13 protein-coding genes and 3 tRNA genes are annotated in these 12,696 nt (G+C 60.1%); 5 read left to right on the top strand and 11 right to left on the bottom strand.

The features are described from left to right. Nucleotides 1–49: 49 nt before the first annotated feature. From nusG to G5306_RS11935, 6 genes are all read right to left on the bottom strand, one after another. The gene (gene nusG, locus G5306_RS11960; RefSeq protein WP_019840195.1) at nucleotides 50–577 is read right to left on the bottom strand and encodes a transcription termination/antitermination protein NusG; all 528 of its coding nucleotides are present in this window, start codon (nucleotides 575–577) and stop codon (nucleotides 50–52) included. A 33-nt stretch (nucleotides 578–610) separates the two neighbouring features. Next, entirely contained in the window at nucleotides 611–982 is a 372-nt protein-coding gene (gene secE, locus G5306_RS11955; protein ID WP_005341843.1) for a preprotein translocase subunit SecE, read from the bottom strand. Between the two features lie 60 nt (nucleotides 983–1,042). Beyond that, nucleotides 1,043–1,119: transfer RNA gene (locus G5306_RS11950), tRNA-Trp, on the bottom strand. A 53-nt stretch (nucleotides 1,120–1,172) separates the two neighbouring features. After that, nucleotides 1,173–2,357: an elongation factor Tu gene (gene tuf / locus G5306_RS11945; RefSeq protein WP_074042664.1), complete on the bottom strand. Its 1,185-nt coding sequence runs from the start codon at nucleotides 2,355–2,357 to the stop codon at nucleotides 1,173–1,175. Between the two features lie 168 nt (nucleotides 2,358–2,525). Continuing rightward, nucleotides 2,526–2,600 (bottom strand) — tRNA-Gly (locus tag G5306_RS11940). A gap of 38 nt (nucleotides 2,601–2,638) precedes the next feature. Continuing rightward, nucleotides 2,639–2,723: transfer RNA gene (locus G5306_RS11935), tRNA-Tyr, on the bottom strand. A 263-nt stretch (nucleotides 2,724–2,986) separates the two neighbouring features. Between G5306_RS11935 and coaA the strand changes: the two genes are divergently transcribed. Beyond that, nucleotides 2,987–3,925 (top strand): type I pantothenate kinase, encoded by a 939-nt coding sequence (coaA, locus tag G5306_RS11930; protein WP_005339877.1) that lies wholly within the window; start codon nucleotides 2,987–2,989, stop codon nucleotides 3,923–3,925. Between the two features lie 80 nt (nucleotides 3,926–4,005). Here coaA and birA read toward each other — a convergent pair whose 3' ends face one another. Beyond that, nucleotides 4,006–4,971, bottom strand: coding sequence for a bifunctional biotin--[acetyl-CoA-carboxylase] ligase/biotin operon repressor BirA (birA, locus tag G5306_RS11925; protein WP_118854372.1), 966 nt, complete (start codon nucleotides 4,969–4,971; stop codon nucleotides 4,006–4,008). Continuing rightward, the gene (gene murB, locus G5306_RS11920; protein WP_216952231.1) at nucleotides 4,968–6,005 is read right to left on the bottom strand and encodes a UDP-N-acetylmuramate dehydrogenase; all 1,038 of its coding nucleotides are present in this window, start codon (nucleotides 6,003–6,005) and stop codon (nucleotides 4,968–4,970) included. Before murB ends, birA begins: the two co-directional genes overlap by 4 nt. 127 nt (nucleotides 6,006–6,132) lie before the next feature. Between murB and G5306_RS11915 the strand changes: the two genes are divergently transcribed. Then, nucleotides 6,133–6,786 carry a potassium channel family protein gene (locus G5306_RS11915; RefSeq protein WP_005339863.1) on the top strand — a complete coding sequence of 218 codons (654 nt, stop codon included), beginning with the start codon at nucleotides 6,133–6,135 and terminating at the stop codon, nucleotides 6,784–6,786. Then, entirely contained in the window at nucleotides 6,783–8,138 is a 1,356-nt protein-coding gene (locus G5306_RS11910; protein WP_005339856.1) for a TrkH family potassium uptake protein, read from the top strand. The genes G5306_RS11915 and G5306_RS11910 overlap by 4 nt, the downstream gene beginning before the upstream one ends. 41 nt (nucleotides 8,139–8,179) lie before the next feature. Here G5306_RS11910 and G5306_RS11905 read toward each other — a convergent pair whose 3' ends face one another. Next, nucleotides 8,180–9,010, bottom strand: a complete 831-nt coding sequence (locus tag G5306_RS11905; RefSeq protein WP_227341802.1) for an AraC family transcriptional regulator — start codon at nucleotides 9,008–9,010, stop codon at nucleotides 8,180–8,182. Between the two features lie 101 nt (nucleotides 9,011–9,111). On the opposite strand from G5306_RS11905, the gene G5306_RS11900 reads away from it, so the two are divergent. Beyond that, nucleotides 9,112–9,645: a carboxymuconolactone decarboxylase family protein gene (locus tag G5306_RS11900; protein ID WP_139412137.1), complete on the top strand. Its 534-nt coding sequence runs from the start codon at nucleotides 9,112–9,114 to the stop codon at nucleotides 9,643–9,645. A gap of 13 nt (nucleotides 9,646–9,658) precedes the next feature. After that, nucleotides 9,659–10,099 (top strand): DUF417 family protein, encoded by a 441-nt coding sequence (locus G5306_RS11895; RefSeq protein ID WP_005357613.1) that lies wholly within the window; start codon nucleotides 9,659–9,661, stop codon nucleotides 10,097–10,099. Nucleotides 10,100–10,139: 40 nt separating this feature from the next. Here the strand turns inward: G5306_RS11895 and G5306_RS11890 are convergent, their stop codons facing one another. Next, on the bottom strand, nucleotides 10,140–12,095 hold the full coding sequence (locus tag G5306_RS11890; RefSeq protein WP_421312912.1) for a DNA topoisomerase III: 1,956 nt from the start codon (nucleotides 12,093–12,095) through the stop codon (nucleotides 10,140–10,142). 67 nt (nucleotides 12,096–12,162) lie between these two features. Further along, nucleotides 12,163–12,660 (bottom strand): response regulator, encoded by a 498-nt coding sequence (locus tag G5306_RS11885; protein WP_005341867.1) that lies wholly within the window; start codon nucleotides 12,658–12,660, stop codon nucleotides 12,163–12,165. Nucleotides 12,661–12,696 lie beyond the last annotated feature (36 nt).

The following is a 12,696-nucleotide window of genomic DNA, read 5'->3' as shown; positions in this document are numbered from 1 at the left end:
TATAGAGATATTCGCTGCCCCTGACAACTGTTGAGCGAACAGAAATCAATCAGCCCTTTTCGACCTGACCGAAATCCAGCTCAACGGGAGTAGAACGACCGAAGATCAGTACAGAAACCTTCACGCGGCTCTTCTCGTAGTCCACCTCTTCAACGGTTCCATTGAAGTCGGCAAACGGACCATCGGCAACCCGCACCATTTCACCCGGTTCAAACAGGGTTTTCGGACGCGGCTTGTCGTGGGCATCCTGCAGACGGTTCAGGATGGCATCGGCCTCTTTGTCGGAGATCGGTGCCGGACGGTCGGAAGTACCGCCGATGAAGCCCATGACGCGCGGTACGTTACGCACCAGGTGCCATGTGGTTTCATCCATGATCATCTGAACCAGGACATAGCCCGGGAAAAACTTGCGCTCACTCTTGCGCTTCTGGCCTGCACGCATCTCGACCACTTCTTCGGTCGGGACCAGTACTTCACCGAACATGTCTTCCATGCCATGCATCTTGATATGCTCGCGCAGGGATTTGGCGACACGGCCTTCATAGCCGGAAAACGCCTGCACGACATACCATCTCATACGCTGTTCACGTTGTTCAGTCATGGCTTATCCTTACACACCGGTAATCAGGTTGACCAACCAGACCAAGGCGCCGTCCAGAACGAACAGCAGCAGCCCCATCACGGCGGTCACAGCCAGCACAATCAGGGTTGTCTGAATGGCTTCCTGACGGGTTGGCCATACGACCTTGCGGACTTCCAGGCGAGACTCACGGGCGAATGCCAGTGTTGCCTTCCCTTTGGTGGTTTGCAGGGCTACTGCACCGGCAGCAGCGATGACAATGACCACACCCAAGGCGCGGACGGCAGCAATAACATCGCTCAGTAGATAATTACCTACTACAGCGGCCACCAGGATAATGAAAACCAGGCCCCAAAGCAGGGTATCCTTGCTTCCGCCCTGGTTCTCAGAACTAACACTCATACAACCCACCTGTATCTGACGTAACCAAAGACACAAAAGCCCCGTACGAGACGAGGTATATGGCAGGGGCGGCAGGACTCGAACCCGCAACCATCGGTTTTGGAGACCGCTGTTCTACCAATTCGAACTACGCCCCTGCATAAGAAAGCCCCTATTATAGGGGCTTTGCTTTATTTATGTAAGCCAAAGATTAAGCGATAACTTTAGCTACAACACCAGCACCTACGGTACGGCCACCTTCACGGATAGCGAAACGCAGGCCGTCGTCCATCGCGATCGGCGCAATCAGGGTAACAACCATCTTGATGTTGTCGCCCGGCATTACCATCTCTACGCCTTCCGGCAGTTCGATGGTACCGGTCACGTCGGTAGTACGGAAGTAGAACTGCGGACGGTAGCCTTTGAAGAACGGGGTATGACGACCACCTTCTTCTTTGGACAGTACGTACACTTCAGATTCAAACTTGGTGTGCGGCTTGATGGTGCCCGGCTTGGCCAGTACCTGACCACGCTCTACGTCTTCACGCTTCACGCCACGCAGCAGCGCACCGATGTTCTCGCCTGCACGACCTTCATCCAGCAGCTTGCGGAACATTTCAACGCCGGTACAGGTGGTCTTGGTGGTATCTTTGATACCCACGATTTCCACTTCTTCACCAACTTTGACGATACCGCGCTCTACACGACCGGTAACTACAGTACCACGGCCAGCGATAGAGAATACGTCTTCGATCGGCATCAGGAACGGCTGGTCAATCGCACGCTCCGGCTCCGGAATGTAGCTGTCCAGGTGGCCAGCCAGTTCCAGGATCTTCTCTTCCCACTGAGCTTCGCCTTCCAGCGCTTTCAGTGCAGAACCACGGACTACCGGCAGGTCATCACCCGGGAAGTCGTACTCGGACAGCAGTTCGCGAACTTCCATCTCGACCAGTTCCAGCAGCTCTTCGTCATCTACCATGTCACACTTGTTCATGAACACGATGATGTACGGAACGCCTACCTGACGACCCAGCAGGATGTGCTCACGAGTCTGCGGCATCGGGCCGTCAGTCGCTGCCACCACCAGGATCGCGCCGTCCATCTGGGCAGCACCGGTGATCATGTTTTTAACGTAGTCGGCGTGACCCGGGCAGTCTACGTGTGCGTAGTGACGGGTAGCGGTGTCGTATTCTACGTGGGAGGTGTTGATGGTGATACCACGCTCACGCTCTTCCGGTGCCTTGTCGATCTGGTCGAAGGCGAAAGCTTTACCACCGAAGTGCTTGGCCAGCACGTTGGTGATAGCTGCAGTCAGGGTGGTTTTACCGTGGTCAACGTGGCCGATGGTACCCACGTTAACGTGCGGTTTATTACGCTCAAATTTTTCTTTAGACATGATCGTCCCTCTAAACTAACGCTGAGTACGCGGTGGCAAGCTAACCACAGAACAGTTTATATGATGGATTTGAATCTGGTGGGAAAGAGAGAGGTACTGATGGCTGGTTCGCTTGCCGAACTCACCCTAGGGTGCGGCTCTGCTAACGCCTGAGCCATATCAGCATCTTGGAGCGGGCAGCGGGAATCGAACCCGCATCATCAGCTTGGAAGGCTGAGGTAATAGCCATTATACGATGCCCGCATTTCTCTAACCCAAAGAACTCAAACCGCAGAGAAATATGGTGGAGGGAGAAGGATTCGAACCTTCGAAGGCAGAGCCGTCAGATTTACAGTCTGATCCCTTTGGCCGCTCGGGAACCCCTCCAGACGCCAGATTGTCACAACGGTAATTCTGCTTGCACCCGTTGTGTTTATCGCTTTTGCACGGCAAATAGACGACAGACAGTCAAGCGTCGCGCATTTTATTGTAAGGTTTTGGGGGATGCAACCATTGAACCCGGCAAAATATGCTTTATTGCTGGGAAGTTTGCAAAAAAGCGGGGGCAAACAAGCCAATCCTGCTGCGTCCCTTGTCGCTCCCCCACCCTTGGTGTATGGTCGCCGTGCCCAAGAAACAGTGATGACACCATGACGACAGAGCATAATCCCTATCTGCAATTCACCCGCGAACAATGGGCGTTATTGCGCGATTCGGTCCCCCTGACCCTGACCGAACACGATCTGCAGACCCTGCGCGGGATCAACGAGAAGGTGTCATTGCGGGAAGTGGAAGAGATATATCTGCCTCTCTCCCGCCTGCTCAATCTCTATGTCAAAGCCAAACAGCGTCGCAGCCGGGTGCTGGAGCAGTTCCTCGGCCAGTCCCGCGGCAAGGGCACCTATATCATCAGCATTGCCGGCAGCGTGGCGGGGGGCAAAAGTACCACGGCCCGTATTCTGCAGGCCCTGCTGGAGCGCTGGCCGGAGCACCCGCGGGTGGAGCTGGTCACCACCGACGGCTTCCTCTATCCCAACAAGGTACTGGAAGAGCGCGGCTTGATGCGCCGCAAGGGGTTCCCTGAGTCCTACGACATCCGCCATCTGGTGGAGTTTGTCGCCAACATCCGCGCTGGTCACGAGAAGGTCGAAGCGCCGGTTTACTCCCACCTTATCTACGACATCATTCCCGATGAGAAGAAGGTGGTGGAGCAGCCGGACATTCTGATCCTGGAAGGGCTCAATGTGCTGCAAAGCGGCATGGATTACCCTCAGGAGCCCCATCGGGTCTTCGTGTCGGACTTTGTCGACTTCTCCATCTATGTGGATGCCGATGCCGAACTGCTGCGTACCTGGTATATCGAACGCTTCCTGAAATTCCGCAGCGGCGCCTTCTCGGATCCCGACTCCTACTTCCATAACTACGCCAAGCTGGCGGAGAGTGAGGCGACCCAGATCGCCAGCAACATCTGGCAAGATATCAACTATCTGAATTTGCAAGAAAATATCCTACCAACGCGTGAGCGAGCCAACCTGATCATGACCAAGGGCCATGAACACGCCATCGAGCAGATCAAGCTGCGCAAATGATGACAGCTGTTGCCGGATAACGAAGAGGGGGCCCGCGGGCCCCCTCTTCTATTTGGTATCATGAGCGGCCTTGCTGAACCTCAGTCGCCCCGGCGCAGGGAGAGTTCGCCCCCCAGATAGAACTTGGTGCCCTCCTCCGTCTCCAGCCGCAGGGCGCCGCGATCGTCGATGCCACGGGCGATGCCGCGGATCTCCTGATCACCCATCAGCAGGCGCACCGGGCGACCGGCAAAGTGATCGAGCCGATTCCACTCATCGACAAAGCTTGCCAACCCCTGCTGCTCAAAGGTGTGCAGCGCCCGCTGCAGATGGACAATCATCCGGGCCGCCAACTGATTGCGATCGACCAGCTCGGGATTGATGTGGCGCAGCTCGGCCCAGGCCTGATCAATCTTCTCACCTTCGCGGGCAGGCATCGCCAGATTGAGACCGATGCCGATCACCAGATGACAACTGGCCCCGGCGCTACCGCTCATCTCTACCAGAATGCCCGCCAGCTTGCGGCCCTGATAGTAGAGGTCGTTCGGCCACTTGAGCTCGACGCCTTGATAGCCAAGGGACTCCAGCGCTTCAACCACTGCCACGCCGACCGCCAGACTCAGCCCCATGGCCGCCGCCATGCCTTGTTCGAGTCGCCAGTACATGCTGAGGATCAGCTGGCAACCAAACGGCGAAATCCAGGGTTTGCCACGACGACCGCGCCCGGCTGTCTGGCACTCGGCCAGACAGCTCTCGCCAGAGCGCAGCTCATTGACCCGATCCAGCAGGTGTTGGTTGGTCGAGCTAATGACCGGAAAACAGTGCACCGGCGCCATCGGGGCCAGTGCCTGCAAGGTGGCCTGATCATAGAGCGCCATCGGCACCGCCAGCCGGTAGCCCTTGCCGGTCAGGCTAAAGAGATCCAGCCCCAGCTCCTTGAGCGCCGCCATGTGTTTGCTCACCGCCGCCCGGCTGATGCCGAGCTGCTCGCCCAACTGTTCGCCGGAGTGAAACTGGCCGTCGCTAAGCAGGGTGATCAGGGTCTGTCTGATGGGAGTCAACGTCATGAGAGCACCTCGTCGAGCCAGGTTTCACCGTGCGCGCCCATAAAGCGCACCTCGTGCTCCAGCACCACGCCAAACGTCTGCTCCACGCAGTCGCGGACATGGGCCGCCAGCGCGATCAGCTCCATGGCACTGGCGCCCCCCAGATTGACCAGCACCAGCGCCTGCTCCTGATGAACAGCGGCACGGCCAATGGCGAAACCTTTCAAACCGCACTGATCGATGAGCCAGCCCGCCGCCAGCTTGGACTGCCCTTCTCCGGCCGGATAGCAGGGCATCTGCGGATAGCGCGACTTGAGCGACTCCGCCAGCGCGGCAGGCACCACCGGATTCTTGAAGAAGCTGCCCGCATTGCCGAGCACCGCAGGATCCGGCAGTTTGGCCATGCGGGTGGCACAGACGGTATCGAAGATGGCCTGCGCCGAAGGCGCGTCACCGAGCGCAGCCAGTGGGCCATAGCCCTGCACCGGTTGCCACGCCTTGGGCAGTTTGAGCCCGACGGCGGTGATCAGGTGGGAATCCTGATACTCGTGTTTGAAGATGCTGTCGCGATAACCGAAGCGGCACTCTGCCGCCGCGATCCGTTCAATCTCGCCACTCTGCCAGTTGAACGCCTCGACATAGGCGCAGAAGTCGGCCAGCTCAACGCCATAGGCACCGATGTTCTGCACCGGCGCGGCACCGACCGTACCGGGAATGAGCGCCAGATTCTCTAGCCCGAACCAGCCCTGTTGCAAGGTATGGCGCACCAGCTGATGCCAATCTTCACCGGCCGCCACATGGAGCAACCAGTGATCGCCACCATCTTCAGCGGTAATCCCCTTGAGCCGGTTGAGCACCACCAGACCGAGAAAATCGGTGGTGAAGAGCATATTGCTGCCGCCGCCCAGATTGAGGCGAGGCAACTGGTTGAGTTGTGGATCAGCACGCAGGGTCGCCAGATCGGCAACCTGCTCCACCTCGGCCAGCCAGAGGCAATACGCATCGAGGGCAAGGGTGTTGAGCTTCAACAAGGAGGCGTTGGCATTCAGTTTCATCGGTCTATCCCGGCTTGGTGCAAGGGCGCAGTCTACCTCAAGTTGCCCCATGACGAAAAACCCGAGCCCTTTTCGGGGGAATAGCAGTGGTTTAGAGTAGGCGACTTCAACTGCTGAGGAATAACTCATGAACAACCAGTTTGCCGTCATCGGCCTGGGCCTGTTTGGCAGCGCGCTGTGCGAAGAGCTGCAACGGCAAGATGCCGAAGTACTGGCCATCGATATCGACGAGAGCAAGACCCGGCAAATCGCCGCCCTCTGCAATCACGTTATCGTGGCCGACGCCACCGATGAGGCCACCGTGGCCGAGCTGGGACTGGCCAATTTCGATATCGTCTTCGTTGCCATCGGTGACAACCTGGAGACCAGCATCCTCACCACCCTCGTCTTGAAAGAGGCGGGCGTGAAGAAGGTGTGGGTCAAGGCGCGCGACAAGTTCCACGCCAAGATCCTGCAGAAAGTGGGCGCCGACAAGGTGATCAACCCGGAGTGGGACATGGGCCGCCGGGTCGCCCAGAGCATGCTGGACAACCGGCTGTTCGACTATCTGGAGCTGGGCCACGACATGGTGCTGACCGAGTTCGTGATTGGCCTGCAACAGAACGGCCGGGAACTAGGCGACTTCCATCTGCTGCAACAGAGCGATTTCCAGCTGCTCGCCATCAAGCGTGGTGACGTGCTGCACAACGTGCTGACCGGCAAGATGGAGCTGCAACTGGGCGACATCCTGATCCTGGCGGGCAACAAGCACGCCATCGACCACTGGCTCGAAACCCTATGATCAACTGGCGCAGCAGCTACGCCTTCGCCCTCCATCGGGAGCAGGACTCTCGCTGGAGCGAAGCCCGGCTGATCCTCGGCAGCTTTCTGATCATTCTGCTGATTGGCACCATCTTTCTGGTGCAACCCTCCAGCCACAATGGCGAGGTCACCTTCGTCAACGCCCTGTTTACCGCCACCTCGGCCATCAGCGTGACAGGTCTTGGCGTGGTGGATACCGGCACCGCCTTCACCCTGCAGGGGCAGATTTTCCTGCTGATGCTGATGGAGATCGGCGGTCTGGGCCAGATGACCATGACCCTGCTGCTGATCGCCATCTTCAGCAAACGGGTCGGCCTACGCCAGCAGGTACTGGCCAAGGAGGCGCTGGGACAGGAGGGCTCGGTCAACATCATCCAGCTGGTCAAACGGATCGTGCTGTTCGCCTTTATCGCCCAGCTGATCGGCACCGGCATCATGGCGATCCGCTGGGTGCCCGAGATGGGGTGGGTGCACGGCCTCTATGTCAGCTTCTTCCACGCAGTATCGGCCTTCAACAACGCCGGGTTTTCGCTCTTTGCCAACAACCTCATCGACTATAGGGACGACCCCATCATCAGCCTGACCATCGCCGGTCTGCTGATCCTGGGGGGGATCGGCTTTACCGTCATCGTCGATCTGGTGCGCAACCGCCGCTGGCGCAAGCTCAAGCTGCACAGCAAGCTGATGCTGCTGATGACCCCGGCACTGCTGCTGGCCGGTACCCTGATGTTCTGGCTGCTGGAACACAACAACCCGGGCACCCTCGGCAAGGCCGGTGTCGGTGGCCAGCTGCTGGCTGCCTTCTTCCAGTCTGCCAGTGCCCGTACCGCCGGTTTCAATACCATAGATATCGGGCTGATGACCCCGGCGGCGCTGCTGTTCCTGATGATGTTGATGTTTATCGGTGCCGGTGCCACCTCGACCGGTGGTGGTATCAAAGTCACCACCTTCGCCGTGGTGCTACTGGCGACCAAGGCGTTTCTGACCAAACGGCCCCATGTCACCGCTTTTGGCCGCACCCTGTCGCCCCAGATCGTGACCCGCTCGCTGGCCATCATCATCGTCAGCACCATGGTGCTGATGCTGGCGATGTTCCTGCTGATGGTGACCGAGGATCTGCCGTTCGACAAAATCATGTTCGAGACCATCTCGGCATTTGCCACCGTCGGCCTCTCCACCGGCATCACCGCCTCCCTGAGCGAGCCGGGCAAGCTGATCCTGGTGCTTGTGATGATCTGCGGCCGTCTCGGCCCCCTGACCCTGGCCTTTATGCTGGCCCGCCCAGTCGAGACCCGCATCCGTTATCCGGAAGAGAACGTCTATACCGGCTGACCAGCCATGAACACGGGGCAGCCATTGGCTGCCCCGTTTTTTTATTCGGCTTGTTGCTGCGCCTTGAGCCAGCGCCCCGGGCTCACCCCCAGCTCCCGCTCGAATGCCCGACCAAAGGCGACACTGCTGCTGTACCCCGCACCCAGCGCCACCTGCACCATGGGCTCCCCCGCCAGCAGTTGCTGGCAGGCGCACGCCATGCGCCAGCGGGTCAGATAACCAAGCGGCGCTTGACCGACCCGCTCCTGAAACCTCGCGGCAAAGCGGGCCCGCGACATGCCGGCCTCCCGCGCCAGCGTGGCCACCGTCCAGGGTTCATCCCCACGCTGATGCATCACCGAGATCGCCTTGGCCAACTGGGGATCGGAAATACCTGCCAGCATCCCCTGCTGACACACCCCTTGCTCGACCAGATGACGCAGCAGCAGGATCAACAGTACCTCCAGCAAGCGGGAGATCAGCGGATCCTGCCCGTAGCGGGGGTGAAACGCCTCGTCAAACAGCTGACTCAGCACCGGCGTCAGGACAGGCAACTCACGTAGCGGCAGCACCAGCGAGCCCGGTAATGCCAGTTGCAACGGCGATGATCCCCCCTTGCCGAATACGACATTGGCGCACACCAAATCACAACCCCCCAGAGTTCTGGGTTCAAGCTTGTGAGGACGTCCCCGAGGGAACAGGATCAGAGTCGGCTCCTCGAGCAGCAAGCTGGCTCCCCCCTCTTCACGCAGCATGACGGCACCGCTGCGCAGCAGATGAAGATGTCCGCCACTCGGGTAATCATCACTGGAGGAGTTCTGGCACAGGTTGCCGGCGAAGAAGATCTTGGCTTCGGGGGAGGCATGAACCAACAGGGCAGAGAGCGGATCCATATTTGAGACTAATAGTATTTATTTGCAGACGATGAGTGATAAACCGTATCACGAATGACGGCACACTGTCTCCCGTACCTTCACTACCACAGGAGAAGATCATGAGCCGTATCCAACCCGTATCCCAACCGCAACCCGCAGCTGCCCAGACCCTGGCCACCCTGCAACGCAATCTGGGTATGGTGCCCAACCTCTACGCTACCCTGGCCCACTCGCCAGCCCTGCTCAATGGCTTCCTGGCCTTTGCCGAGGCGCTTGGCAAGGGGCGTCTCACTGCCCCACAACGGGAGTTGCTGGCACTGGCCATAGGTCAAGCCAACGCCTGCCAATACTGTTTGTCTGCCCACACACTGCTCGCGGGCAAGGCCGGATTCTCGGCCCAGGAGATCCGGGCTGCCCGGCTCGGCCAGGCCTCGGCTCCCCTTGATCACGCCCTGCTGCAACTGGCAACAGCGCTGGTCAGTCAGCGCGGGGTGATCAGTGACGAGCAGCTTGCTAGCGCCCGTGCCGCAGGCGTAGATGACGAGCTGCTGCTGGAGGTGCTCGGCCAGGTGGTGGTCAATACCCTGACCAACTATGGCAACCACCTGGCGGCGACCGAGATCGACTTCCCGCCCGTCACTCTGACCCCTTAAACAAGGAGCCCCCATGCAGCAACATGACAAAGGCTTTCTGGTCGCTCTGGCGGGCGTGGTATTGACCCTGCTCTGGATCGGCGTCTTCAAGTTTACCCCGACAGAGGCAGCCGCCATCAAACCACTGGTAGCCAGCCACCCCTTGATGAGCTGGCTCTATGGCCCCCTGTCGGAACAGAGCGTATCGAACCTGATCGGGGTGGTCGAGATAGTGATCGCCATCGGGCTGGTCGTGGGTCTGTGGCAACCTCGCATCGGTTACTGGTGCAGCATGGGGGCTATCGTCACCTTCCTGGCGACGCTGAGCTTCCTGCTGACTCTGACAGGTGTCTGGAAGATGGTTGACGGCGTGCCAGTCACCGAGTTCTTCCTGTTCAAGGACCTGGTGTTTCTCGGTGTGGTTCTGCACTACCAGCACAGGATCCGTGCCAGCTTGTCCACTCAGGCAGCCTGACAACAATGCCTTTGGCGCCCAGGATGGGCGCCTTTTTTCGTTATGCAGCACTGGTCTGGCGCTTGCTGGTCGTCTTGCGCGGTCGGGGCCCGCCAGTCTTGCGCTTGGTAAAACGCCGCTTGCCGGCCCTCGGTGCCTCCTTGGGCAGGGCGCTGAAGCTGGCGCCGGAGTCCTGCCGCGCCCCCTCGATCAGACCGTTGAGCTGCTCGGTGAGCGGCCCCATAAACTGCTGATAGCTGCCGTGGCGCTCGGCGATCTGGCCGAGGCTCTGCTCCCACAGCGCCGTCATATCCGGCGTGGTGGCCGTCGCAGGCAGCGCCTGTACCAGCGCCCGCCCGGTCGGGGTCGCCTTGATGCTCTTGCCCTGACGCACCAGAAAGCGACGCTTGAACAGCAGGTCGATGATACCCGCCCGGGTCGCTTCTGTGCCGAGGCCATCGGTGTCGCGCAGGGTCTTGCGGATCTCGGGATCCTGCACATAACGAGCGATGCCGGTCATAGCCGCCAGCAGGGTGGCATCGGTGAACGACTTGGGCGGCTGGGTCATCTTCTCCTGCAGTTCGCCCCGCTCGCACAGCAGTTGCTCTCCCTCTTTCAGGGCAGGCAGCGTGCCCGCCTTCTCTTCGTCGTCATCCTCCTCCACTCCGAGCAGCGCCTTCCAGCCCGCCTTGAGGATTCGCCGCGCCTTGGCCTGAAACAGGCCACCGGCGATGCGCAGCAGCACCTTGCTGTCGTTGTATTCGAACGGGGGATAGAACTGTAGCAGATACTGGCGGGCAATCAGGCCATAGAGCTTCGCCTCGTCGGCCCCCAGTGTGGCGGGGTTGCCCTGCTTCTCGGTGGGGATGATGGCGTGGTGGGCATCCACCTTGCTATCGTTCCACGCCTTGCTGCGGATCTTGCCATCAGCCTCGCTCACCGCCTTGGCCAGTGCAGGCGCTGTAGCGGCGATGGCACCGCGCACCTGCTCGGACCGCTTGAAGTGGTCGGTCGGCAGATAGCGGCTATCGGAGCGCGGATAGGTGATGAGCTTGTGGCGCTCGTAGAGGCTCTGGCAGATGTCGAGCACTCGCTTGGCATCCATGCCGAAGCGCTTGGCGGCATCGATCTGCAGGCTGGAGAGGTTGTAGGGCAGCGGCGCCGCCTGCTTGCGGGCCTGCTCCTCCACCGATTCAACCTGTGCGGGTTGGCCGTTGATCCTGCTCACCACCTTGTCGGCCAGCGCCCGATTGAGCACCCGCCCCTCCTCATCCTGCCACGGCAGGCAGGCTTCCGATGGCAGCCACTTGGCGGTGAAGCGCTCGTTACTATCGGTCAGAAGATGGGCCAGCACCTCGTAGAAGGGTTTGGGGACGAAGGCCTCGATCTCGAGATCCCGCCGCACCACCAGCCCCAGCAGCGGGGTCTGCACCCGACCGACCGAGAGCAGCTCGCTGCAACCTGCCTTGCGCCCGAGCAAGGTATAGGCGCGGGTCATGTTGATGCCGTAGAGCCAGTCGGCCCGACTGCGGGCCAGCGCCGAGACCGCCAGCGGCACGAACTCCTTGTTGTCCCGCAGCTTCTCGAGGGCACGGCGCACCGCAGGCGGGTTGAGATCGCTGATGAGGCAGCGCTGCACCGGCTTGGTTTTCGGGTAGCCGAGAAAGTCGATCACCTCGTCCACCAGCAACTGCCCTTCCCGGTCCGGGTCACCGGCGTTGACCACGCAGTCCGCCTGCTTGATCAGCCGTTTTATGACGGTGAGCTGGGTTTTGGTCTTGGGTTTGGCCACCAGCTGCCACTGGGCGGGGATGATGGGGAGATGCTCCATCCGCCACTGCTTGAAGGCGGCGTCATAGGCATCGGGCTCGGCCTGCTCCAGCAGATGGCCGATACACCAGGTGACCACATCCCCTTGGGCTGTTTCGATAAAACCGTCGCCCTTCTTGTGGGGCTTGGGCAGGGCATCGGCAATGGCGCGGCCCAGCGTGGGCTTCTCGGCGATAAAGAGTCGCATCGGTGGCTACCTGCAATACTGTATATGCAGACAGTATACAACTGCCACCGCGAAAGCCCAACTGCCCCTACTCGTCGAACGGGTGATCGTGGATGGCGGCAAACAGCCGCGCCTGATTGAGCAGCGGCGCATAGTGGAAGGCATTTTCGCCATCTTCCGCCAGCAGGTAGTCGGTCAGCTGTTCGCGCACCGCCTCTTGCAGGGTCTCCAGCTTCCACGGCTTGGCGAGGTAGTAGTGCAACCCACCGCGATTGACCGCTTCGACGGTGGCCTCCAGCCCGGCTTGTCCGGTCAGCAGCAATTTGCGGCTGGCACGGGTGGAGGCTCGCCGGTTCAGCTCTACCAGAAAATCGACCCCCAGGGTTCCCGGCATGATGTGGTCACAGAGGATCAGCGCCAGCTTGTTGCCGTCGCGCTCCCACTCCTCCACCACCGCACGCGCCTCATCGACGCTCTCAGCCGCCTCCAGCTCGAAGTGGGAACGGAACGGGGCGAGATCATGGATCACCGCATCCAGCACCTCCCGCTCATCGTCCACACACAGGATCAGATAGTGTTTGTTCATTGCTCCTCCTTGGCGACATGGTTTGGCACGCCGCGC

The sequence above is a fragment of the Aeromonas sp. 603404 genome, assembly GCF_049171775.1.
Lineage (GTDB): Bacteria > Pseudomonadota > Gammaproteobacteria > Enterobacterales > Aeromonadaceae > Aeromonas > Aeromonas veronii_A.
This window is presented reverse-complemented; position numbering and strand designations above follow the sequence as displayed.

Excerpts from the sequence above, each read along its gene's own strand:
- birA (WP_118854372.1), bottom strand. The coding sequence starts at position 4,971 with ATGACGTTGACTCCCATCAGACAGACCCTGATCACCCTGCTTAGCGAC.
- G5306_RS11915 (WP_005339863.1), top strand. The coding sequence starts at position 6,133 with ATGAACAACCAGTTTGCCGTCATCGGCCTGGGCCTGTTTGGCAGCGCG.
- G5306_RS11910 (WP_005339856.1), top strand. The coding sequence starts at position 6,783 with ATGATCAACTGGCGCAGCAGCTACGCCTTCGCCCTCCATCGGGAGCAG.
- G5306_RS11885 (WP_005341867.1), bottom strand. The coding sequence starts at position 12,660 with ATGAACAAACACTATCTGATCCTGTGTGTGGACGATGAGCGGGAGGTG.
- G5306_RS11900 (WP_139412137.1), top strand. The coding sequence starts at position 9,112 with ATGAGCCGTATCCAACCCGTATCCCAACCGCAACCCGCAGCTGCCCAG.
- tuf (WP_074042664.1), bottom strand. The coding sequence starts at position 2,357 with ATGTCTAAAGAAAAATTTGAGCGTAATAAACCGCACGTTAACGTGGGT.
- G5306_RS11895 (WP_005357613.1), top strand. The coding sequence starts at position 9,659 with ATGCAGCAACATGACAAAGGCTTTCTGGTCGCTCTGGCGGGCGTGGTA.
- murB (WP_216952231.1), bottom strand. The coding sequence starts at position 6,005 with ATGAAACTGAATGCCAACGCCTCCTTGTTGAAGCTCAACACCCTTGCC.
- coaA (WP_005339877.1), top strand. The coding sequence starts at position 2,987 with ATGACGACAGAGCATAATCCCTATCTGCAATTCACCCGCGAACAATGG.
- G5306_RS11890 (WP_421312912.1), bottom strand. The coding sequence starts at position 12,095 with ATGCGACTCTTTATCGCCGAGAAGCCCACGCTGGGCCGCGCCATTGCC.
- nusG (WP_019840195.1), bottom strand. The coding sequence starts at position 577 with ATGAGATGGTATGTCGTGCAGGCGTTTTCCGGCTATGAAGGCCGTGTC.
- secE (WP_005341843.1), bottom strand. The coding sequence starts at position 982 with ATGAGTGTTAGTTCTGAGAACCAGGGCGGAAGCAAGGATACCCTGCTT.
- G5306_RS11905 (WP_227341802.1), bottom strand. The coding sequence starts at position 9,010 with ATGGATCCGCTCTCTGCCCTGTTGGTTCATGCCTCCCCCGAAGCCAAG.